Raw genomic sequence first — 21,661 nt, 5'->3', positions numbered from 1 at the left:
GTTGTATCTCCAATCAATGTTATAGGGTTTATGATGAATGACCGTTTACGTCAGATACTGGTGGTTGTGGTTACGGTTACACTGATCGTAATGAACGGCCTGTCGAATGCACGGGTCTTTGGCCCGCAAACCAACGGCGACGTGTCGAATAAATACAATACACTGATCACACCGGCGGGCTATGCCTTTGCTATTTGGGGGGTCATTTTCCTGGGGCTGCTGGGGTTTGCCGTTTATCAGGCCCTGCCGTCGCAGCAACACAACCCGCGTTTTCGGGCGGCGGGCCCCTGGTACATCATCAATGCGATTGGCAACGCGGTCTGGAGCCCCATTTTTAATCAGGAATGGATTGGCGGAGCATTGGCCGTCATTCTGATCATGTTCGCCAGCCTGTTTATGGTGATGGAATCACTCAGGATCAATCCGCGAACGGACATGGCCATGATGCGGCCCGTGAAGGCAGCGGAGACCTGGCTGGCCAGAGTGCCGTTTTCCATTTATTTCGGCTGGCTGACGGTCGCCACCATACTCAATATCACGCTGTGGTTTCGGGCACACAGTTTCGATCTGTCGGGCATTTCAGAGCCTGTCTGGGCCGTTGGCGTACTGGTGTTAGGGCTGGTCGTGGGGGCTGTGTTGTACAATCGTTATCGGAGTGCTGCCTTCATTCTGGTCTTCACCTGGGCGTATACGGCCATTGCCATTAAACAGGTGGCCACACCAACTGTTCAGCTAGCGGCTGGCGCGGGGGCTATCGTGGCCGTTCTGTTAGCTATCTACGGCCTCATTGCCCCCAAACGCAGGCAGGTATCTTTTTGAATCAGGGGCCAGAAAGGGAGCGTAAAAACAGCAAGCGCTCTGCTAAGTCAGCCAGTGAACGGTAGCTGGCAAAGCACGTCCTGTTTCTCCACGCTCACTTACCGGCTCCTTTAAGCATTCACCAGCTTCATCATCATGGCAGGATACCGCTCGCCGGCGACGGCCCCTTTGGGCGAAATGGCGTCAATAGCGGCAAGGTCATTGGGCGTGAGCGTTATAGCGAGTGCGCCCAAATTCTCGGCCAGGTACGTTCGGCGTTTGGTGCCAACGATCGGAAGCAGCTCATCGCCCTGAGCCCAAATCCAGGCCAGCGCCAGTTGCGAGGCGGTAACACCTTTTTGGGCGGCCAGTGCTTCAATCTGTTTCACTACGTTGAGGTTTTTCTGGAAGTTTTCGCCCTGAAAACGAGGTGAGTTCCGGCGGTAATCATCAGCGGCCAGATCATCGAAATTCTTGATCTGTCCGGTTAAAAAACCACGGCCCAGGGGGCTGTATGCGACCAGCGTAATACCCAGCTCGCGGACGGTTGGTAGCACCTCATCCTCGATATCGCGGCTCCAGAGCGAATATTCTGACTGAACTGCTGCCACTGGATGCACGGCGTTGGCCCGGCGAATGGTATCGGCCCCGGCTTCTGACAGACCGATATACCGAACCTTACCTTCGTCGACGAGTCGGCTCATCTCGCCCACGGTTTCTTCAACGGGCGTATTGGGATCTACCCGGTGCTGATAATACAGGTCGATATGGTCAACGCCAAGGCGTTTCAGACTACCTTCGCACGCCTGACGCACGTAATCGGGTTTGCCATTGACGCCTCGCTTCGCAGGGTCATTGGGGTCACGGACAAAACCGAATTTTGTGGCCAGAAAAACAGCATCGCGTCGGCCCTGAATGGCTTTCCCTACCAATTCTTCATTCGTGAACGGGCCATACATGTCGGCCGTATCCAGGAAGTTCAGCCCAGCATCGAGCGCCGCATGTATCGTGGCCATTGATTCCTCATCGTTGCGTTGACCATAAAAATCGGTCATACCCATGCAGCCAAGACCAAGAGCTGATACGATCTGGCCCGTGTTGCCCAATGTTTTCGTTTTCATACATCCGTTTGTGATAACTCAGAAAAAGTAGCTTCGCAGATGCATTACTTCTGAAAGAGGGCAATAGTTTTCGGCAGACTAAATTAGATGAAGGGGCTCGCCCAGATGCCCACTGGCTAATAGAAAACAGGTGTATTCACCACTTTATAAATTTATGTCGTTAGCCTATGGGGTTACCGTGTTTAGGCCCTCACTAATGCCTGTACTTACTCAACGTTCCCGTTAATGTGTAAAACTCTGTCGAACGCGTTTGCCCACCCTACTCGTTTACATGTCTCCACGAGCTTATGTTGGTTATTGCTCATACTTCCCGGCCTGGTTCAGGCGCAGGAACGCCGTGTGAGTCAGTACCAGCTGGAGGCGGGAGCGCTGTTATCCACGGATCAGACACCGTTTTGGCTCCGCGCGAATCAGTATGGAGTCGTTCCGCTGAAAGGGCCTGTGTTGCGGCTACAGGGTGGTATCCGGTCTGATTATCGGCGGGCCGACAGTACCGGGCATCGCCTTAACGTAGACTGGGGCTACGCCGTTGATGCCGTGGCGAATGTCGGTGTTACTAACCAGGTTATTTTCCCTGAAGCGCACATTAAAGGGCGTTTAGGAGCTTTCGAATTGTATGTGGGCCGAAAACGCGAGATAATAGGGCTGGTAGATACCCTGTTGACATCGGGTGCTTATGCCTGGTCGGGCAATACCTTGCCGATTCCGAAAATTCAGATAGGTCTGTATCAGTACACCCCTGTGCCCTTTACAAAAGGGGTCATTTCCTTTTTGGGCGCTTTCGCACACGGCTGGTTCGAGAACGGCGACCGGTTGGTTAAAGGCTCTTATCTACACCAGAAATACCTGTATGGTCGGTTGGGTAAGCCCACCTGGCCGTTTCGTCTCTATGGCGGCTTCAACCATAATGTGATCTGGGGAGGGCAGGCCGCTCCAGGCGTATTGAGCGACCTCATTGCCGTAAATGGTAAGTTACCATCATCGATTCAGTACTACCTGCCAATGTTACTTGGCCAGCGCGGGCAGGGTGACCGCAATGACCCCAACGTGACTTCGCTCGAAGACAACCGGATTGGGAATCACCTTGGCTCTGTTGATCTGGGCGCCGATGTAAACATCCGGGACTGGAATCTATATGCCTATCGCCAATTTCTGTACGACGACGGCTCGCTGTTCTACGGCACTAATCTGGCCGATGGGCTGAATGGCTTGCGGTTGAAAAACCGCCGTAAACCCGCCAACGAGCCATTTTTCCTGCAACAGATTACCGTCGAGTATCTCTACACAAAAAGCCAGGGCGGCGATGATTTTGTGATCGGCGACCCTGAGCTTCGAGGTCGGGATAATTACTTCAACCACAGTCAGTTTATCGACGGCTGGACGTACTTCGGCCGAACGATCGGCACGCCTTTTCTGACGCCCACCGCCGAAGCCCGTCCATCTTTACCGGCAGAACGTGGCATTGTTAACAACCGGGTTAGTGCCGTAAACGTTGGTGCCAGTGCGTTGCTAGCCGGAAAAGTGACTGTCATGACCCGCCTGGCCTTTTCTCGAAATTTTGGGACGTACCCCAAACCTTACCCTGACGCGCCTGCGCAATTCTCCGGACTGCTATCGGCATCACTGCCTGTGCCTGCTTTTGGCGGATCGGTCGTGAGTAGTTCGCTGGGTTTGGACGTAGGCGGGTTGCTGCCCAATAGCGTGGGCATATATGTGGCTTTGCGAAAAACGGGATTGCTAGGCAGGAAAAATGCACTGGCCACCAGTACACCGCTGCCATAAGGATGAGTGCCGTACCTTTGGGGAATGTCAGAGACTGTTTCTGCTGCCCGCGTTTACCTGTTGCTTGGCGCTAATCTTGGTGATAGGCTGCATACGTTTGAGCAGGCGCGAATCCGTATTGCCAATCAAATCGGCCCGACCGTGCTGCAATCAAGCCTGTACGAAACGGCGGCCTGGGGCGTTACCAACCAACCAACGTACCTGAACCAGGTTCTGGTAGTAGCAACGTACCTGGAACCCGCCGCCGTATTGACGTACACGCTAGCTATTGAAGAAAGCCTGGGTCGGCGTCGGACCGAAAAATGGGGCGCCCGCGTGATCGATATCGATCTGCTTTTCTACGATGATCTGATCGTCGATACGCCCACACTTACGTTACCTCATCCACTCCTGCATGAGCGCCGGTTTACGCTGGTCCCTCTGGCCGAACTAGCGCCCGCTTTCGTTCATCCTGTACTGCACCAAACCATCCAGACGCTGTTGGCTCATTGTTCCGATGAGAGTGAGGTAATTAAATTCTCCTAACCAGTCGGCTTAACTGCGTTGAAGTCACTAATTTTGTGGCCGTTCAGTTGCCAAATTTTCAATAAACACCTACCAATATGGCTATTGCCGTAGAAAGTCCCGCCAGTATGCTGGCCGACCGGATCAATGCGCTTGAAGAATCGTCTACGCTGGCTATGACCAAAATGGCTCGTGAGTTAGCCGCCAAGGGTCACAAAGTGATCAGCCTGAGCGTAGGTGAGCCCGATTTTAAAACGCCCGCCCATATTTGTGATGCCGCTAAGAAAGCCATCGACGATGGTTTCCACGGCTATAGCCCCGTAGCTGGCTACCCAGACCTGCGCAAGGCCATTGCCGACAAATTCAACCGGGACAATAACCTGCCCTGGAAGCCCGAGAACGTGGTGGTGTCGACCGGTGCTAAACATTCATTGGCCAACGTGTTGCAGGTGCTGGTGAATCCCGGCGACGAGGTTGTTATTTTCTCGCCATACTGGGTGAGCTATTCCGAAATGGTGAAGCTGGCCGAAGGCGTGTCGGTAGTACTTGATGGATCGTTCGACAACGACTTCAAAGTAACCCCCGAGCAATTCGAAGCTGCTATTACCGACCGGACGAAGGTGGTTATGTACGCGTCGCCGAATAACCCGACCGGCTCTGTTTATTCAGAAGCTGAATTGCGCGCCATTGGCGAGGTAGTTGCCCGCCACGAGAATGTGTACGTGCTGGCCGACGAAATCTACGAATACATCAACTTCACGCCCGAAGGCCATTTCAGTATCGGCTCGATCCCGGAAATTGCCGAGCGGGTTATCACCGTCAACGGAGTAGCCAAAGGCTACGCTATGACGGGCTGGCGCATTGGCTACATCGGGGCGGCCAAATGGATTGCCGACGGTGTGGAGAAACTCCAGGGGCAGGTAACGTCGGGCACGAACTCGATTGCGCAGAAAGCAACGGTGGCCGCTCTGAATGGATCGCTGGACGCGAGCCGTGAGATGGCGAAAGCGTATCACCGCCGCCGCGACCTGGTTGTTGGCCTACTGAAAGAGATTCCTGGTTTCAAAGTAAACACACCTGAAGGGGCCTTCTACGCGTTCCCGGATGTGAGTGCTTATTACGGAAAATCGGATGGGACAACGACGATCAATAACTCCGACGATTTCTCGAACTGGTTGCTAAATACCTGTTACGTAGCTACGGTGGCTGGTTCGGGTTTTGGTGCGCCCAACTGCATCCGTATCTCCACCGCCGCCGCCGACGAAGCCCTCGTCGAAGCCGTACAGCGCATCCGCGACGCCGTAGCGACGCTGAAGTAAAAAGGGGTTAAACACAGAGCCACAGAGTTCACTGAGATTTCTTTTATAAGTCTCTCAGTGAACTCTGTGGCTCTGTGTTTAACCCCTTTTTTCTAAACCAGCTCCCGTATGTCCAGCAAATCGGCAGGGAGCTTGATGCGGTTTAGTAGTCGCTCTTCCAGCAGGTTGGCCCACTCGTGCAGGTACGTTACTACATCGTCGCGGCGGTTGTGTTTCAGGAAACGCTGCTCGATCGGGAAGCGACGAAGCACATCGCGGTCGTCCAGCTTTTCGAGGTGGCGCAGATCTTCCAGCGAAAGGCCCGCCTGAAGCATCTGGTTGATGATCACGTCGAACGGGAGCTGGCTGGTATCGCAATAATCGGCTACCTGCTCGTTCCAGTCGCCATAGCGCTGCATGGCATACTGATGAATCTGGTCTTTGGTCATCCGGGTCAGCTCCTGGGCTAAATTACCACAGTTACAACTGCCCATGTGGCCCCATTGGTAAGGGGCTCCTTGGGCCACATTACGGGCCGTGCGGCGCAGGGCGTCGATCAGTTCGGGGGTTGGTCTTGCCATAAAATTGGTTGACTAGGTTTATTGGGAAAGCCGATTAACTCGTCAGAATGAACTACCGAACCTACACAAGTTGCTCGCTACTCAATTGGGATTGAGCAAAAAATGCCTGCTACGTCCAGTTCGCATTGACAACAGGCCGTTCAGCCGATTTGTTCGGTACGAGGTATACGCGCCGTACGGAGCCCCATCACCCCCGATGATAGAAACTAATTGCTCAGGCGTTCACAGGCTGGTATCAATGAGCGGGGCCGTCGTCGAAACCCAGCAGGTTCAGCTCAAAGACAATGCCGGCTTTATTGCCGCTCCCCGGGTTGGGCAGCAGACCACCCAGACAAAGCTGTACGCGCTTGCTGGCCAAAAAGTTAACCCCGAATACTGACGCGCCCGTGGCGTTTGTACCCGATATAAAATCGCCCATCACCAGCAGCTTTTTACTCACCGGTAGCTCGAAGCCCACCAGCATGCCGACGTTGTTTCCCGTGCCCAGCGTACCCTGGTCAGACAGGTAAGGGCCGACCACGACCTTAACATGGTGGCGGGGTTCATAGACCCAGGTGTTGTAGGTGAACTGGGTGGCACGGGCGTTGCCGCCCAGTTGCCTCAGGTTGGTGCCAATCTGGGTACCGATACTGGTTTTGAGGTTATCCGTCAGAAAAAAGAATTTCTGCGCCGTCAGTTGCACCAGCGGACTCATTGGCTGGCCCAGCCGGTCTGGGTTGGTATGCAGCAAATCGGCCTGCCGCCGAAAATCCATTTTCAGGTTGATGACATTGATGCCCGCTTCCCACCCCCTGCCCAGACCGTAGACGAGGTGGTTCTTAGCCTCTCCATACTTCAGGGCGTACAGGTTGGTCTGGTGTTGAAAAAAAAGCTTGTTCCTGGGCGTAAGGTCGCCGGCCGGTATATTGAACAGGTTTTGCTGAGCAGCCAGCTGCCCACTGGCGGCCAGTAAAAGGTTGGCCAGTATCCAATGGCGTATAACAAAGAAAGGTATCATAGAATGGAGTGAAATAACCTGATCTGCCAGGCTAACGGCTGGTACTGTCCCCACCCGATTGAGCGGGGACAGTGGTCACACTAGTCGGTGGTCCAGACTGATATCCGGCGTTTCAGCACGGGGTGCGCTGTGGCCGAGAGCTGAACCAGATGGGCCTGGGCCCATCTGGGGCCCTCTACTTCTACCCGGTATGTGCCGTTTGGCACAGCATGCAGATTGAGGCGGGCCTGTACATGGGTGGCCCTGACCGGAACAGCCTGCTCGTGCAGCACCTCGCCGCCAGCGTCCAGCACGCGAAGGGTAACCGGCATATGCTGCGGTTTGGCCAGGTCTAGCCGTAGCCGATTCTGAAGCGCATCGCCCTGAATCGACGTTTGAACCGGCTTTTCTTTTCTGGGCCGGAAGCTGGAGAAGATGATAACAGGGCTGGCCAGAAAAGCCAGCAACAGCCAAAATTTGATTGTTTTCATGGTTTTATCAGATGAATTGAAAGTGGCAATCAAAGCCGCCGCAGATCGCGCCGAAACCGCCGGATAAGCTCCTGTTCCTTGCGCGACGTGTCGTCGTGGGCGTTGGCAATCCGGATCAGCATGTTGACGAACCGCTTCTTGGTGCGTTCCGTCAGGGCTTTTCGGTTGTAGGTAAACCGACGCATACCAAAAGCGTAGGCTTCTTCAACGGACTCGTCACTGTTTTCCCGCAGGAAAAAAGCATAGAGTGCCAGATGGCCGTGGGGTACGTTCGCCAGGAGTTCCTTGACGGTCTGCATCTCGGCCAGTTGGATTCGGCCATCTACTTTGGCCAGCGCATACGCCACGCTGCCCAGGCCTAAGTACAGATCAGCCGGTTCGGCTTTCGGCTCGCGGGGGGCGGTTGTCGGGTTATCCGGGTTCATATCAGTTGATGGGGTTAATGGGTGCGGATGTATCAGGGGTTACCGTTGGCGAAAACCGGTTCAGGCTCTCAACCGGTTTTCCTGAAAACGGCACCAGACCGGGCCGTTGGCCATTTACCTCTGAGGGACGTATGAGCATGGGCATTTTATAATTGCTGCCTGTCAGGCCAGCGGCGAGTCGATGCTCAATGGTTATTCCCCCCGTCACTGGTGCGCCGGGCATTGGCATTTTATAGCTGGTCAGACCCGCCAGGCCAGGCCGTGGGTAATTGACCCGGATACCTTCATTGTCGGCCAGTCGACGCACCGTCGGTTTACCCTGTTTATAATGATGAACCGAATAGATACCATCATGTCGGCCAGCGGTCAGCGCACCGGGTTGCTGCTGACCGTCCTGTTCGGGCTGGGGCCAGTTAATACGCGGTTTATGGGTAACAATGTCGCCGTGGCGAACCAGCGTTGGGCGGGCCATCGAACAACTGCTCAGCCCAATGAGGGCGAGCAAAACAAGGCAATTGAGGAGGCGGTACATGGGATGAAAAAAGTTTTTGGTGAATGAATACAGGTAATGGGGTGGCCAACGCCAGTGGTGATTGCCACCCCGTTTCTTGGAGTACCCTACTCGGCTTTATCGGCGTTCAGCATCAGGGGTGCGTCGCCGTTGGTGATGATCACTTTGCTGTTGGGCGAGGTCGATAGCTTGTTGAAGGCTTCAATCGTCTTGAACCGGATAAGCATCGGGGTCAGCCCCTCGTTGATGATCTTCTGGGCATCGCGTGTGCCTTCGGCTTCGATGATCCGGCGCTGGGCTTCCTGCCGTTCTTTGTCGAGCACGAACTGCATCCGTTGAGCGTCCTGCTCGGCGGCGAGTTTGTCTTCGATGGCTTTGGTGAGGCCCGCTGGCAGCGCAATACTTTTTAGCAGCACCGATTCGATGACGAAGCCCCGGTCTTTGAGCTGACTCATCATCACCTCGCGGATCGACTTTTCAATCTCGGCCCGCTGCCCGGTGTGCATATCCTTGGCATAATAGCGTGAGGAAACATCGGTAACGGCCGACCGGAACACCGGCAGAATCACCACATCGTCGTAGTTGGGGCCGATCTGCTCCACAATCTTGGGCGCATAAGCCCCTTCCACGCGGTACAGGATCGAAATGTCCGACTGCACCGTCAGGCCTTCTTTGGAAGGCAGCGGGGCGCGTACCTCGAGATTGACCGTCCGGGTCGGAATCTTGATGATGCGCGTCAGCAGCGGGTTGAATCCCTGAACACCTTCGGGCAGGGTTTGGGCTTTGATTTTACCCAGTGTGCGTTTGACACCGACTTCGCCCTGACGAACGACGGTACAACTGCTAAGGCCAGCCAGGGCCAGCAGGGCAAGGAGTTGAAGGGAGCGTTTCATGGTTGTTTAGTTGTTTAGGGGTGATGATGTGAGTCGAATTCGCATGAGTTGAAGCTGCCGGTCGGCCTCGACTTTAGCCGCCAGCAGAGAATCGTACTGAATAGCCTGCGCCTGATATTGAGCACGGAGGGTCTGCGTCTGGGTACGTTGCCGCATCATGCCAAGCAGCGCGGCGATACTACAGACCAACCCGCTGAGCAGCCAGGACATCTGCCGAAACGTGCGGTACATGCGCTGCCGGGGCCAGCGTTTGGGGCGGGTTCGCCGGGTTGGCCGGACCGGATCAGCAAAATCGAGGGTGTACTGGTTCATGGCGAGGGCGAGCAAAAAGAGACAGACGATAGCGAAGGTGCCAGATGGCGGGTACGTCAGTGGTAAGCAGATGGTGTGACCACCGCCACCCTGGCCTGGCGTGCAGGAACCGTTGGCGTTGCCGATGTGAGGCGCACGATTTTAACGAGCCTGTCGTTGTCGGTGGCTACAATGAGGCGGTAGTCGCCATCAGTTAGCTCGCTGACATCGAGCCGGGCAATAAAGGCCGACTGCCCCTGGGGAACAGGAACCCAGGCGACCTCCTCGCCCCGGAGCGTCTGCATCTGAATGGTTAGCCCCCGCAGTGCTCCGTTGTTGACCTGCACGATCAGATCGCCGTTGGGGGCCTGGTAGGTACGTGCGTTGAACGACGCGTTTTGCGCTACCACCCAGCCTGACGAGCCAGGGGTGCGATCTGCATTTGGCAGGGTATCTGCGGCCAGCAGGGGCATAGTCGTCAGCAGAGTCAACAGGCCCGCACAGGATACTGATTTTGGGAATACGTTCATGGCTCTTGTTGGTGAAACCGGTTAACAATAGATCTCCAGAGCGAGCGGATGGAAACGTGTCTGACTGAGACATCCGACCTATCCCTGCCCGCTTTGTTGATGCAAAATTGTTCCGCCGCCTTTAGAGCCGAATTAGGGGTGAATTAGAAAGATATTAGAAGTGACAACAGGCCGAATGGGTGCGTTTCTGGGCTGGATTGCTGCTGTTTGCCAGTCGGTTAGGTTCGGGGCAGTTCCAGCCGGAACGTCGTGCCGTGTTCGGCATCGGAGGTGACCATCAGCCGCCCCCGGTGGAGTTGCACGATGCGCTGCGTTAGCGATAAACCAATGCCATGCCCGGCCACGGCCCGCCCGTTGGTGCCTCGCCGGAAGGGTTTGAAGATGTCGGGCAATTCGCTGGCGTCGATTGGCAGACCGGCATTGTGAAACGTCAGGATGAGGGTGTCTGGCCCAGCCGTCAGCCCAACGGCCACCCTGTGTTGCGGAGAAAACTTACCCCCGTTTTCCATTAGGTTAAACACGGCCGTGCGAAGCAGCGATGCGCTACCCTTTACCCGTAAGCCGGCGGGTTGCTCTTTCTGGTCATCGAAGGTCACTGCTACGGTATAGTCGGGCCGCATCCGAAGCAGGTCTGAACGTACCTGCCACACCAGTTCGTCGAGTGCCACTGGCCCCAGCGATAAGGCCGACTCGTCTATGCTCAGGTTGGCCAAAGCCAGCAGGCCGTTGGTTAGCCGGTTCATATCCCGCACATCCTCCAGCACCGATTGCACGGTGGCCCGCAGTTCGCTCAGGTCGTCACCCGCCAGCAGGGCTACCTCGAGCTGACCTGTAATAGCCGTCAGGGGTGTGCGTAGTTCGTGCGAGGCGTGCGAAACAAAGGTGCGTTGCTGTCGAAAAGCCTCCTCGAGCCGGTCGAGCATCCGGTTGAATCGCCGGGCCAGTTGCGTGAGTTCATCCGCATCGGTGCTTTCGGGAAGCCGCTGCTCCAGGTGGGAGGCCGTGATGGTGTCGATCTGCCCGATAATGCGTCGGATAGGCCGTAAGGCCCGCCCGGCGTAGAAACGACCGGCGCCAAATACGACCAGTACGGCCAGCCCCCAGCCCATCGCCAGCAGCAGGGCCAGGTTACTTTGTTTGCTGAAACCGTACTTATCCACCGCCGATGCCAGCACGACAAAGCGGTTGGCCCGGTCGCCAAATCGGATACCTGCAATTTCGCGCGGCCCCTCCTGCCAGTACACCTCGCCCATCAGCCGCACCTGATCGAGTTGGCTTTTGGGTACGTTCAGGTAGTCGGTGCCACTTTCGTAGACGATCTGGTTCCGATAGTTATAGATGATAATTTCCTCCTCGTGGAGTACCGTCATGTGGTTCTTATCCAGCAGTTTGTATAACTGCCGACCGGTGGTGTCGGGGCCAAACAGCAGTTCGGCCGAGGTAAGCGCTTCGGCATGCAGCCGTTGGCGGTACTCGGTAGCGCGGTAGCGTTCGGCCACCACGTAAATAATGACGCAGAATACCAGTAGCAGCCCCGATACGATGGCCGTAAACAGCAGCGTCAGTCGATTTTGCAGGGTCATCCGGTGCGTTTATTTCTCTTTCAGCACGTAGCCGAAGCCAACCACGGTATGAATCAGTTTCACCGGTGCCTCCCGGTCGATTTTATTCCGCAGATAATTCACGTACACGTCGATGTAGTTGGTGCCCGTGTCGAAGCCAATATCCCAAACCTGCTCGGCGATGTCGACCCGCGACACAACCCGCCCCTGGTTACGCATGAAGTACTCGAGCAGGGCAAACTCGCGGGCTGTTAGCTCAATAGTGCGTCCTGAGCGTCGGGCCACTTTCTGGTGCAGGTCCAGCTCAAGGTCGGCCAGCCGGAGTATGGGCTGGGTGTCTTCGGGCGGGGCGGCCCGGCGCAGCAGGGCCTTTACGCGGGCCACCAATTCCAGAAAATCGAACGGCTTGGCTAAGTAATCATCAGCCCCAGCCTCGAAACCCAGCAACTTGTCGGTGGTCGAGTCGAGGGCTGTCAGCATCAGAATGGGCAGGTGCGCGTGTCGGGTGCGGATGTACTGTGCCAGTTCCAGGCCACTGACAACGGGCAGGTTGACGTCGAGAATGGCGAGGTCGTACCGCTGGCTACTAATCAGGCGTTTACCTTCCCGTCCGTCGGATGCCAGCGTTACCTCGAAGGATTGTATTTCCAGGCCCTTTTTTATGAACAGAGCTACTTTGGCTTCGTCTTCAACGACCAGCAGGCGGGGTTTGAGCATAGGTATACATGGGTTCGGGCGACTGTAAGTCAGCGCAGCAGATCAGGAGAGAAAGACCTGCGTACTCCTGCCGCCCGGCCGTGGCAATCTACTGCTTTTTCGTGATGAACAGTGCCTTCTACAATGTGTTGCGTCACCACCGACAACTTAGTAGCCAGCCACTTTCAGGCCAGGCTATGACCGGCAGCCCGGTTATCAGGCAACCGCTTTTCCCGGTAAAAGCAGTCTAATTTCTTTCTAATAAGGAGCTAATAGGCCCCTAATAGCTGCTCAGCACTTTTGCGGTCGTCATTAACAGATAATGGCCCATTCATCAGGTAAAAATTACTACTATGAAACGCTGTTTGTCCTTGCTTCCATTACTCATCTCGGTTCTTATTCATGAAACTGCCGACGCGCAATCCCGTAAACGCGGGTCTATTCAACCGCCAGCAGCCGTTGCTCCTTTCGATTCGGCAAAATGGCGGGCTGACCACTACGTGGTCAATCGGGACTCTGCTTACGCCAACCCACAAATTGCCCTGCGAAAATTGATGGGCGGCAATCGGCGCTTTGTGGAAGACAAAAGCATTCGGCCCCGACAGGACCGGGCCGCGCTCACCAACACCGAAAAAAGCCAAAAGCCATTTGCGGTGATTGTCAGTTGTTCAGACAGCCGGGTGCCCAACGAGATCGTATTTGACCAGGGCGTAGGCGATCTGTTTATTGTTCGCACGGCGGGTCAGGTCATGGCAGCCGCGTCGTACGGCAGTATCGAGTTTGCCAGTGTGGCGTTGGGCTCCAAACTGATTGTGGTGATGGGACATCAGAGCTGCGGGGCCGTGGATGCCGCCATTAAACGACCCGATGTGCCGGGCCATATTGTTACGCTGGTCAACAGCATTAAGGGAGCGGCCCGAAAAGCAGCGCATATGGGCGGCAACATGCTGGAAAACGCCATCCGTCAGAACGTTATTGACCAGGTGAACGAACTGCGCGACCTCGATCCGATCCTGAGCAAGAAATACCAGAAAGGCGACATTGCGATTGTTGGCGCGGTATACCAACTTAGCACCGGCAAGGTTGAATTCGTGCCCGAAACACTGACTAACGTACCTGCCTTTCAATCGTCTGCCAAATGAGTCTATCCTTTAGCCAGCGCTGGCCAGCTTTGCACCGGTACGGATGGCTGGCGCCGTTACTGATTCTTTGGCTCATCGGGCCGGCAACGGCGCAGAACACCCGCCTGAACGAACACAACACCATTGGCTGGTATACGGCCACCACCAACCTGCAGGTGTCCGGGCGGTGGAGTGCTCACGTAGAATACCAGTTTCGACGCGACAACCTGATTCTGGACTGGCAGCAAAGTCTGCTCAGGACCGGTATTGGCTATCAGGTGAACGAGCGGCTGGCCTTGCGGGTGGGGTATGCCTGGGTTGAAACGTTTCCCTACGGCACCGAACCCATTCAGGCGGCCGGCCGTCAATTTCCCGAACACCGGCTTTACCAGATGGCAACGCTCAGTAACCCGGTAGGCCGGGTTGATATCAGCCACCGGTTTATGCTTGAGCAACGGTGGGTTGGCCGGTTTTTGAAAGCCGACAGTCCCCGCCCCGACGAAACGGTGTTCAGCAACCGGCTGCGGTATATGTTTCGTGTCCAAGTGCCCCTCAACAAGTCGGTCATGGGTGACAAAACGATCTACGCAGCGGCTTATAATGAGGTTCTCCTGAGTTTTGGCAAAAACGTCAACGAGAATGTGTTCGATCAAAATCGGCTGGGTGTGCTGGTGGGGTATCGGTTCAACCCCAGGTTTCGGCTGGAGGGGGGCTACCTTCAGCAGATTCTACAGCTCCCGCGTGAAGTGTCGGGCCGAAACGTTTTTCAGCATAACAGCGGGCTGATCGTTACTACGGTGATCAATCTTGACCTGCGCCACAAAAAGCAGTGAGCCACCCAGCGGTGGAGTTCTTTCCACTCCACCGCTGGGCACCAACCAGACGGCTGCCAGTCAGTGAAGCAGGGCAGAAAGCCCTGAGCACCAACCCGGTTGTGTTTCCAGTGGGGTGATAAGTTTTCATGCCGTTGGTAGATGACCATCTTGAGTGCAACCCATCAGCCACTACATTTGCTTTTCCGTTCAACCTATCCGTTTGTGATTGACTCTACGCTGTTCCGTTGCCTGCCCCGGCTAGCGGTTTTTCTGCTGTTTCTGAGCCTGGGACACCTGGTGGCGCAACCGACACCCCTGCCGTTGATGCCGCCAACGCCCCTCACCCGCACCTACTCGGTTGAGCAGCTACGGGCCGATTTCAGGCTGATGCGCCGGGCTATGGAAGAGGCCCATCCGGGCCTGTATCGCTACCACTCGCGCGATAGTGTATCGCGCTGGTTCGATGCCGCAGAGGCCACCCTGAACCATCCGATGACTGAACTTCAGTTCCGAAGAGCCGTAGAGCCAGCCATTGACCGAATCGGTTGCGGTCATACGGACCTGTACGGCTCGAAAGCATATGTGAAGTACCGGAAAAAGCACCCAACCCGTCCGTTTCCCGTCGATGTGTTTGTATTGGACGACAAATTATATGTTCGTGAAAACCGAAGCACCGATACCACCGTTCGGCGCGGGGCGCAAATAGTGGCCGTGAATGGCCGGCCCGCAGGTACGTTGCTGAAACAGTTTTACAAATACATCTCTTCCGACGGGTATAACCAGACGTTTAAACCCTATGTGCTGAACACCGGCCTTTTTAATTCCTATTACGCCCTGGCTATCGGTCTCGATTCGACAGCTCAACAGCTGACGCTTCGCGATTCGACCGGCGCCGTACGAACGCTAACCTTCCGGGTACGTCCCGACAAGCTTAAGCTGGCGGCAGATTCCGTCGAGAAACGAGTTATTCCAGCCTCGAAACCGCGAAAACCGAAGCCTCGTAATCCAGAGAAACCGGAGGAAGAGCCACGAACGCTCACGTTCTCAGAGCGTGACTCAACGATGGCCATCCTGAAAGTGAGTTCGTTTACAGGCGGTGGCCAGCGGTCGTTCTTCCGGCAAAGCTTTAAGGCCATTGCCCGGCATAAAACCATAACAAGCCTGGTGGTCGATGTGCGAGGTAATCTGGGAGGAAACTCAGGCTCCTCGGTGAAGCTGGTTTCCTACCTGGTTGCTAAGCCCTTTCAAGCGTATACACAGGTAGACGCGCCTGTACGGCAGGTCTCCTTCAATCGACACTTAGGGTGGAAATTCTGGCGCTTCTGGATCCGTAACTTTTTTACACACAAAACACCGGAAGGAACCTATCGACGGTCGGGTGTAGTAGGCCAGATAAAACCGACAAAGCGAAACGGCTTTCGGGGAAAAGTATTTGTGCTGACAAACGGCGGTACATTTTCGGCTGCGTCGATCTTTGCCTCGCTGGTGAAACACAACGCCGCCGATCGGGTCACAGTGGTTGGCCGCGAAACCGGGGGCGGCGCGTTTGGCTGTAATGCGTTTACATCGCCTTATATGACCCTCCCCGAGACAGGCGTGCAGCTTCGGCTACCGCTCTACAAGATCGTGCTGGCCATTCCGGGCGTTGACAAGGGCCGGGGTGTTTTACCCGACGTGCCGGTTGCCTATACCGCGCCAGACATTTTGTCGGCTACCGATGTAGATCTGGAGAAAGTGTATGAATTGTTGAAAAAATAAAAATCGTTGGCCTTCAGCATCGTACCACCGAAGGCCAACGATTTTTATACATTCGCTAGTTGGCCAGCTACATTCTGGAGCGCCGCTCCCAAGGCTTCGAGCCGAGTGGCCATGTCGCCTTCCGGGCCTACTTTAACGCCCATTTCGTGCGTGTGCGTGGCCAGATCAACCAAAATCTGGTGAAGCTCGCCGGGGTTTGGTGAGCCGCTTTCCAGCTGTGTTTTTAACTGCTGAAGTAGATCGACAGTCTCTTTGGTATTCTCCGATTCACTTAATGTGTTGATCCACTGGTCAATAACGCCTTTTCCGCTCTGAGGCGTCAGGTTAGTTACTTCTGTGGCCAGCGCTCCCATGGTCGTGTCGAGCAGATCGGTGGCTTCTTCGTGCGTATCCATATTCGAGTGAATGGCAGTGCCCTATCGGCCAGTTCACCAGCCGATAGGGCACTGCTTATACGGTTGTTGAGAGTTGTCCGGCAAAATTCCGGAGCGATGTGCTGAGTGTATTCAGGCGTGACGGTAGATCCCCACCAGCAGACGTACCCAGCGCGTCGGTCTGGTCGGCCAGGGTTAGCAGCAGATCGTGCAGCCGCTGGTTACTGGGTGAGCCACTTTGCAGTTCTGCCTGTAGATCGTGCAGCGGCTGAATCATTTTATTGGCGTTATGGTCGCTTTTCAGCGAAGAGAACCAGTCGGTAATTAAAGAAAGACCCTCCTGCGGAGAAGCAGCCTGCCCCTGATCGAATGCCTCGATAGTAGCGTCGATTAAGGTAGATGCCGATGATCCGCTCGATTGTGAATGTTGATTTGCCATGATTTTAGCTAGTTTGTGTTTACTGATTCTACGCCCAGTTCTTTAGTACGTTGCTGATAAAGAGCAACACAACAGAAAGCGGGGGACTATTTTTGACCATAGCCCGAGGCATATGGACCATCGTCTTGTTTAGCGGCTCCACTAGCGCCAAGATCATCGTCGGCAATGGCCGAAGACGCGCCAACGCTGGGTGCAACAGTAGCGCCGGCACTGCCATCGCCTGACCGTTTGCCAGCCAGCCGCTCACTGAAACCTTTCAGCGCAACAGACAGCTCGACCAGCGACGCCTGCTGTCCACCGTCCACCGTTTTGGCCGCCTGGTGCGTCTGGTCTGCCAGCTCTTCTAAAAGCACCTGAATCTGGCCACCATTGTCGACCCCATTCTGTAGCTGCATCCGAAGTTCGCTGAGTGTGTGCGCAATTGGATTCGTCGATTCGTCACCGGAATGAAGGGCACTGATCCAGTTCTCGATCAGTGAAATACCGTCGATGGGCGATACTGTTTCTGCCCCACCGTTAAAGGTCGTTACGGTCTCATTGATGAGCGCCGTCGCAAATTGTGATGATTCTGCCATGGGAATAGGAGGCTGATACAGCTGGTAGCGGCAGCAGGCAGTGGCCCGGCCTGGTACAACAACGTACCCGGGCAAACCAACCAGCTGAGCCCGCTGCCAACTGCGTCAGTCTTTATTTAGATACTTGTTGATTGATGTTTTCGAGTGTGGCGACCAGGCGCTGTAGCTCCGTTTGCTGGGCGCTGGCTTCAGGCGATTCCATCACGCTCTGGGTAATGTCGATCAGGTCTTCGATGTAGGCCTGAATCACGGAAGGCTCGGGGTCGCTGCCATTCTGCTGGCTTTCTTCAAGCTCGGCTTTCAGGTCCTCGAGCACATCCGCAATTTCGTCGGTTTCGTCGTCTCCGTTCTGATCCAGCAAATTGAGCCATTGATCGATGAGCGCCAAGCCATCTTGAGGCGTTGTTGATTGGAGTCCGCTATCGAAAGCCGAGGTTGTTTTTTCGATAAGTGCGGTTGTTTCAGGGTCTTGTGATGTAAGGGCCATGGTCTGAAATCGTTGTATAAGTAGGGATCAACTGGTTGCCAGAGTCGTTCTGGCAGTGTACTATTTAAGTTCGTTAGCGAAATCCTTCAGCGATTCGCCCAGGTCTTTCAGGTAATCCTGAAGGTCTCTCTCCGCTTTTTTCGCTGCCTGGGCTGTTTCATTGCCTAGCTTCTTCACTAGTTGAGCAATCTTCTTTCTGTCGGGCTCTTTGTCACTCAACTGGTCGTGCAGCACCTGCAAGTCGTTGGCCAGATCGCTCGTCGATTCGTCCTGTTTCACAACGGTAATCCAGTCCTTGATCAACGAGGCCCCGTCTTTGGGTTCGACACGATCGACCCCGTTATCCAGCGTTTCGATAGTCGACGTAATCAGCGTTTCGGCTTGCTTAGCTGCCATTTTAGTAAGCGTGTTGAGTGAGTAAACGAACCCCTGTACTCCGCTAAGGAAGCACGGGGATAAAACCCCACTAAATCTGTATTGTTTATAGAAAAAATGCCACCCGAGCTAGCGGTACTGAACGAACTTACGAATGGCCTATCTCTTCGGCATCGATCAGCAAGCGCTGGAGTGTATCGGCCAATTGTTGTAAGGAAGCAGCATTTGACGTTTCTTCCTGGCGGGCGAATGCCTGCGTGTACTCGGCTAACTCGGTCAGTAGTAGCCGGATCTGAACTGGGTCGGCATCGTTCAGTAACGACTTTTGCAGGCTACCAAGGGCTTCCCGCACAGTACCCAGCCCATCGTAGTGGGCTAATTCGTTGAGCCAGTCATCGACCAGTGCCGGGCCAGCGGCAGTTGCGTGCTCGCCGTTGGTCAGGGCCTGAATAGTTGTGTCGAGTAGTGTCTGTGTTGACTGGGGCGTGTTCATGTGATGTACGCTGATTTAATGAGTTAAAAGGGGCTAATGGCACGCGAATTCGATTACTCTGCTAAATCCGCGGACTAATCGAATTCGCGCACAATCGCTGTGTACCAATAACTAGTTTGGAAGCAGAATGGCTGATATTTACATCATGAATCCCCAACTGGAACGACTTTATCAACTGGCGCAGCAGGCTGAACGCCGCATCATTGGCCTTATGTCGGGTACCTCGCTCGATGGACTCGATGTGGCCCTCTGCCGGATTACAGGGAGTGGCCCGCAAACCAGCGTGGTCATTGAGCAGTTCATGACCATACCTTACACCGACACGTTCAAAGAGAGCATCCGGGCCGTTTTCGCGAAGCAACAGGTCGATTTTGAACACCTGACCCTACTGAATGAGCAAATAGGCCGGCAACACGGCCGGTGGGTGGCCGATTGCTTACGTGCCTGGAACGTACCTGCCGAGGCGGTAGACCTGGTGGCCAGTCATGGCCAAACGGTGTACCATGCTCCGCAGAAGCAACACCAGCGTCCCGGCTATCCGAACGCCACCTTGCAAATCGGTGATGGCGACCATATTGCCGCCGAAACAGGCATTATTACCCTTAGCGATTTTCGGCAACGGCATATTGCCCACGGTGGCGAAGGGGCTCCGCTGGCTGTCTACGGTGATTATTTCGTGTTCTCGCAGGCCGGTGAAAATCGTATCCTGCTGAACATGGGTGGTATTGCCAATTTCACGTATCTGCCCGGATCACTGGATGCCAGCGTAGTATTCACGACCGATACGGGCCCCGGCAATACAATTTTAGACGCCTACGCCCGTCAGCTTACGGGTAAACCCTACGACGAAGACGGACAACTAGCCGCGAGTGGACAGGTAAACGATGCTCTGTTGAACGCCCTGCTCGCTCATCCGTTCTTCGCCCAGCCTTTCCCCAAAACAACCGGGCCGGAAGTGTTCAATGCTGGGTACGTTCAGGCTGCCCAACAGCGCAGCCAAACCGAAGGTCTGCTGCCCGGCGACCTGATGGCCACGCTCACGCGTTTTAGCGCTGTCAGTATCGCGCAAGCTGTTGAGCTGGCCCTAAGTAACGTACCTGACGCCGATCGGTCGGCTATTCACGTATACATGAGTGGGGGCGGGGCGCATAATCCTGTGTTGACCAAAACGATAGAAGCGTTGCTTCCGGGTTGTACCTTTGCAAAAACTGATGACCTTGGCATTGCCGGCGACGCTAAAGAAGCGGTGCTCTTTGCGGTGCTGGCCAACGAAGCCGTCGCTGGTTCAGGTACGTCGTTCGGTGAACGACAAGGAGTGCCTAGTGTATCGATGGGGAAAATTAGCTTTACTAAATAGAGTTTAGTGTTTACCGTTTGCTGTCTTCTGTTGCTTCGATACATAACGAGTTACAGACTATAGCGAAGCAACAGAAAACAAAAAACAGCAAACGGTAAACGGTAAACACAAAAACATGATTGACGTAACTGTAATTGGAGGAGGAATTGTGGGGCTGGCCACCGCGCTGCAGATCAAACAGCAGCGGCCGGCTTTGTCGGTGGTGGTGCTGGAAAAAGAAAACCACGTAGCAGCGCACCAGACCGGCCACAACTCGGGCGTAATTCACTCGGGACTATATTACAAGCCGGGCAGCCTGAAAGCGACCAACTGCATTGAAGGCTACCGGATGCTGCTCGATTTCTGCGACCAGGAAGGTGTACCGTATGATCTCTGCGGCAAGATCGTGGTGGCGACCAGGCAGGAAGAAGTAGGGCAGCTGAACACGCTCTTTCAACGCGGACAGCAAAACGGGTTGGGTGGGCTGCGGCGAATCGCACTGGCCGAAATGCGGGAAATAGAGCCGCACGTAAATGGCGTGGAGGGCATCTTCGTACCACAAACGGGGATCATCGATTACACGCAGGTCTGCGAAGCCTATGCCCGAAAATTCCGTGCGTTAGGCGGTGAACTGCATCTTGGCGAGCGCGTAGAGCAGGTAACGCCGGGTACGTCGCTGAGCGTCGTGGTGACAGACAAGAGTCGCTACGAAACGAAGCTGGTGGTGAATTGCGCCGGGTTGTATTCTGATAAGATTGCCCAGCTGACGCAGCGAGAGCCGATCGGCTTGCAGATTGTGCCATTCCGGGGTGAATATTTCAAGATCAAGCCCGAGAAGCACTACCTCGTTAAAAACCTGATCTACCCCGTACCCGACCCGAACTTCCCGTTCCTGGGTGTGCATTTCACCCGCATGATCCACGGCGGTGTTGAAGCGGGCCCGAATGCGGTGCTGGCGTTCCAGCGCGAAGGCTATAAAAAGTCGGACGTGAATCTGAAAGAGTTCTTCGAGACGCTGGCGTGGCCGGGTTTCCAGAAAGTGGCCATGAAATACTGGCAGATGGGGCTCGGTGAAATGTACCGCTCCTTCTCGAAGGCGGCGTTCACAAAAGCCCTGCAAGAGTTGATTCCTGAAATCCAGGAAGACGACCTGATCGAAGGCGGCGCGGGGGTTCGTGCCCAGGCCTGCGACCGCACCGGCGGCCTTCTGGATGATTTCTCGATCATTGAAACCGACCGTGCCGTGAACGTCTGCAATGCGCCATCCCCGGCGGCAACCTCGTCGTTATCGATCGGCAAAACCGTGTCGGAGAAAGTGCTGGCTCGGTTTTAAAAAGGGAAGCCTGTAGGGGCAACCGGATCGCCGGACCGCCATCGTGGTTGCCGCTCTCGGGCGCGGCAGCGACCGCAACCAGTATGCTGACCTCTA

General features: G+C 55.1%; 26 protein-coding genes. 9 read left to right on the top strand and 17 right to left on the bottom strand.

Going from position 1 to position 21,661, the window contains the following annotated elements; translation table 11 throughout:
• Positions 1 to 30: 30 nt before the first annotated feature.
• Entirely contained in the window at positions 31 to 819 is a 789-nt protein-coding gene (locus ACAW75_RS13645) for a TspO/MBR family protein (protein ID WP_370729282.1), read from the top strand.
• Positions 820 to 929: 110 nt separating this feature from the next.
• On the opposite strand, the gene ACAW75_RS13640 is transcribed toward ACAW75_RS13645, so the two are convergent.
• Positions 930 to 1,919, bottom strand: coding sequence for an aldo/keto reductase (locus ACAW75_RS13640; protein ID WP_370729281.1), 990 nt, complete (start codon positions 1,917 to 1,919; stop codon positions 930 to 932).
• A 297-nt stretch (positions 1,920 to 2,216) separates the two neighbouring features.
• Here ACAW75_RS13640 and ACAW75_RS13635 point away from each other — a divergent pair, with 297 nt between their 5' ends.
• From ACAW75_RS13635 to ACAW75_RS13625, 3 genes are all read left to right on the top strand, one after another.
• Positions 2,217 to 3,701, top strand: a complete 1,485-nt coding sequence (locus ACAW75_RS13635) for a capsule assembly Wzi family protein (protein ID WP_370729280.1) — start codon at positions 2,217 to 2,219, stop codon at positions 3,699 to 3,701.
• Between the two features lie 24 nt (positions 3,702 to 3,725).
• On the top strand, positions 3,726 to 4,226 hold the full coding sequence (gene folK / locus ACAW75_RS13630) for a 2-amino-4-hydroxy-6-hydroxymethyldihydropteridine diphosphokinase (protein ID WP_370729279.1): 501 nt from the start codon (positions 3,726 to 3,728) through the stop codon (positions 4,224 to 4,226).
• A gap of 77 nt (positions 4,227 to 4,303) precedes the next feature.
• Positions 4,304 to 5,524: a pyridoxal phosphate-dependent aminotransferase gene (locus tag ACAW75_RS13625; RefSeq protein ID WP_370729278.1), complete on the top strand. Its 1,221-nt coding sequence runs from the start codon at positions 4,304 to 4,306 to the stop codon at positions 5,522 to 5,524.
• 92 nt (positions 5,525 to 5,616) lie between these two features.
• On the opposite strand, the gene ACAW75_RS13620 is transcribed toward ACAW75_RS13625, so the two are convergent.
• The 10 genes from ACAW75_RS13620 to ACAW75_RS13575 all read right to left on the bottom strand — a co-directional run bounded on the left by ACAW75_RS13620 (position 5,617) and on the right by ACAW75_RS13575 (position 12,480).
• The gene (locus ACAW75_RS13620) at positions 5,617 to 6,084 is read right to left on the bottom strand and encodes a hypothetical protein (RefSeq protein WP_370729277.1); all 468 of its coding nucleotides are present in this window, start codon (positions 6,082 to 6,084) and stop codon (positions 5,617 to 5,619) included.
• A 235-nt stretch (positions 6,085 to 6,319) separates the two neighbouring features.
• Positions 6,320 to 7,081, bottom strand: a complete 762-nt coding sequence (locus ACAW75_RS13615; protein WP_370729276.1) for a hypothetical protein — start codon at positions 7,079 to 7,081, stop codon at positions 6,320 to 6,322.
• 80 nt (positions 7,082 to 7,161) lie between these two features.
• Complete coding sequence (locus tag ACAW75_RS13610) at positions 7,162 to 7,551, bottom strand: hypothetical protein (RefSeq protein WP_370729275.1); 390 nt, start codon at positions 7,549 to 7,551, stop codon at positions 7,162 to 7,164.
• Positions 7,552 to 7,580: 29 nt separating this feature from the next.
• Positions 7,581 to 7,976 (bottom strand): TerB family tellurite resistance protein, encoded by a 396-nt coding sequence (locus ACAW75_RS13605; protein WP_370729274.1) that lies wholly within the window; start codon positions 7,974 to 7,976, stop codon positions 7,581 to 7,583.
• Position 7,977: 1 nt separating this feature from the next.
• The gene (locus tag ACAW75_RS13600; protein ID WP_370729273.1) at positions 7,978 to 8,508 is read right to left on the bottom strand and encodes a hypothetical protein; all 531 of its coding nucleotides are present in this window, start codon (positions 8,506 to 8,508) and stop codon (positions 7,978 to 7,980) included.
• Between the two features lie 86 nt (positions 8,509 to 8,594).
• Complete coding sequence (locus tag ACAW75_RS13595; RefSeq protein WP_370729272.1) at positions 8,595 to 9,380, bottom strand: prohibitin family protein; 786 nt, start codon at positions 9,378 to 9,380, stop codon at positions 8,595 to 8,597.
• Between the two features lie 6 nt (positions 9,381 to 9,386).
• Positions 9,387 to 9,692: a hypothetical protein gene (locus ACAW75_RS13590; protein ID WP_370729271.1), complete on the bottom strand. Its 306-nt coding sequence runs from the start codon at positions 9,690 to 9,692 to the stop codon at positions 9,387 to 9,389.
• A gap of 56 nt (positions 9,693 to 9,748) precedes the next feature.
• Positions 9,749 to 10,201, bottom strand: a complete 453-nt coding sequence (locus tag ACAW75_RS13585; RefSeq protein ID WP_370729270.1) for a hypothetical protein — start codon at positions 10,199 to 10,201, stop codon at positions 9,749 to 9,751.
• Between the two features lie 218 nt (positions 10,202 to 10,419).
• Complete coding sequence (locus ACAW75_RS13580) at positions 10,420 to 11,784, bottom strand: HAMP domain-containing sensor histidine kinase (protein ID WP_370729269.1); 1,365 nt, start codon at positions 11,782 to 11,784, stop codon at positions 10,420 to 10,422.
• A gap of 9 nt (positions 11,785 to 11,793) precedes the next feature.
• A complete protein-coding gene (locus ACAW75_RS13575) occupies positions 11,794 to 12,480 on the bottom strand; it encodes a response regulator transcription factor (protein ID WP_370729268.1) in 687 nt (228 codons plus the stop codon).
• A gap of 332 nt (positions 12,481 to 12,812) precedes the next feature.
• Between ACAW75_RS13575 and ACAW75_RS13570 the strand changes: the two genes are divergently transcribed.
• The 3 genes from ACAW75_RS13570 to ACAW75_RS13560 all read left to right on the top strand — a co-directional run bounded on the left by ACAW75_RS13570 (position 12,813) and on the right by ACAW75_RS13560 (position 16,153).
• A complete protein-coding gene (locus tag ACAW75_RS13570; protein ID WP_370729267.1) occupies positions 12,813 to 13,601 on the top strand; it encodes a carbonic anhydrase in 789 nt (262 codons plus the stop codon).
• Positions 13,598 to 14,413 (top strand): DUF2490 domain-containing protein, encoded by an 816-nt coding sequence (locus ACAW75_RS13565; protein ID WP_370729266.1) that lies wholly within the window; start codon positions 13,598 to 13,600, stop codon positions 14,411 to 14,413. The genes ACAW75_RS13570 and ACAW75_RS13565 overlap by 4 nt, the downstream gene beginning before the upstream one ends.
• 204 nt (positions 14,414 to 14,617) lie before the next feature.
• On the top strand, positions 14,618 to 16,153 hold the full coding sequence (locus tag ACAW75_RS13560) for a S41 family peptidase (RefSeq protein ID WP_370729265.1): 1,536 nt from the start codon (positions 14,618 to 14,620) through the stop codon (positions 16,151 to 16,153).
• A gap of 44 nt (positions 16,154 to 16,197) precedes the next feature.
• Here the strand turns inward: ACAW75_RS13560 and ACAW75_RS13555 are convergent, their stop codons facing one another.
• The 6 genes from ACAW75_RS13555 to ACAW75_RS13530 form a co-directional block, all read right to left on the bottom strand.
• Positions 16,198 to 16,548: a hypothetical protein gene (locus tag ACAW75_RS13555; RefSeq protein ID WP_370729264.1), complete on the bottom strand. Its 351-nt coding sequence runs from the start codon at positions 16,546 to 16,548 to the stop codon at positions 16,198 to 16,200.
• 55 nt (positions 16,549 to 16,603) lie between these two features.
• Positions 16,604 to 16,966: a hypothetical protein gene (locus tag ACAW75_RS13550; RefSeq protein ID WP_370729263.1), complete on the bottom strand. Its 363-nt coding sequence runs from the start codon at positions 16,964 to 16,966 to the stop codon at positions 16,604 to 16,606.
• Between the two features lie 86 nt (positions 16,967 to 17,052).
• On the bottom strand, positions 17,053 to 17,541 hold the full coding sequence (locus tag ACAW75_RS13545) for a hypothetical protein (RefSeq protein ID WP_370729262.1): 489 nt from the start codon (positions 17,539 to 17,541) through the stop codon (positions 17,053 to 17,055).
• A 112-nt stretch (positions 17,542 to 17,653) separates the two neighbouring features.
• Positions 17,654 to 18,028: a hypothetical protein gene (locus tag ACAW75_RS13540; protein WP_370729261.1), complete on the bottom strand. Its 375-nt coding sequence runs from the start codon at positions 18,026 to 18,028 to the stop codon at positions 17,654 to 17,656.
• A gap of 60 nt (positions 18,029 to 18,088) precedes the next feature.
• Positions 18,089 to 18,424: a hypothetical protein gene (locus ACAW75_RS13535; protein ID WP_370729260.1), complete on the bottom strand. Its 336-nt coding sequence runs from the start codon at positions 18,422 to 18,424 to the stop codon at positions 18,089 to 18,091.
• Positions 18,425 to 18,551: 127 nt separating this feature from the next.
• Positions 18,552 to 18,896 carry a hypothetical protein gene (locus tag ACAW75_RS13530; protein ID WP_370729259.1) on the bottom strand — a complete coding sequence of 115 codons (345 nt, stop codon included), beginning with the start codon at positions 18,894 to 18,896 and terminating at the stop codon, positions 18,552 to 18,554.
• 145 nt (positions 18,897 to 19,041) lie between these two features.
• On the opposite strand from ACAW75_RS13530, the gene ACAW75_RS13525 reads away from it, so the two are divergent.
• Both ACAW75_RS13525 and lhgD read left to right on the top strand, forming a co-directional pair.
• Entirely contained in the window at positions 19,042 to 20,253 is a 1,212-nt protein-coding gene (locus ACAW75_RS13525; RefSeq protein WP_370729258.1) for an anhydro-N-acetylmuramic acid kinase, read from the top strand.
• 115 nt (positions 20,254 to 20,368) lie between these two features.
• The gene (gene lhgD / locus ACAW75_RS13520; protein ID WP_370729257.1) at positions 20,369 to 21,565 is read left to right on the top strand and encodes an L-2-hydroxyglutarate dehydrogenase; all 1,197 of its coding nucleotides are present in this window, start codon (positions 20,369 to 20,371) and stop codon (positions 21,563 to 21,565) included.
• Positions 21,566 to 21,661: the final 96 nt, after the last annotated feature.

Source organism: Fibrella arboris (assembly GCF_041321095.1).
In the GTDB taxonomy this organism is placed as follows: domain Bacteria; phylum Bacteroidota; class Bacteroidia; order Cytophagales; family Spirosomataceae; genus Fibrella; species Fibrella arboris.
This window is presented reverse-complemented; position numbering and strand designations above follow the sequence as displayed.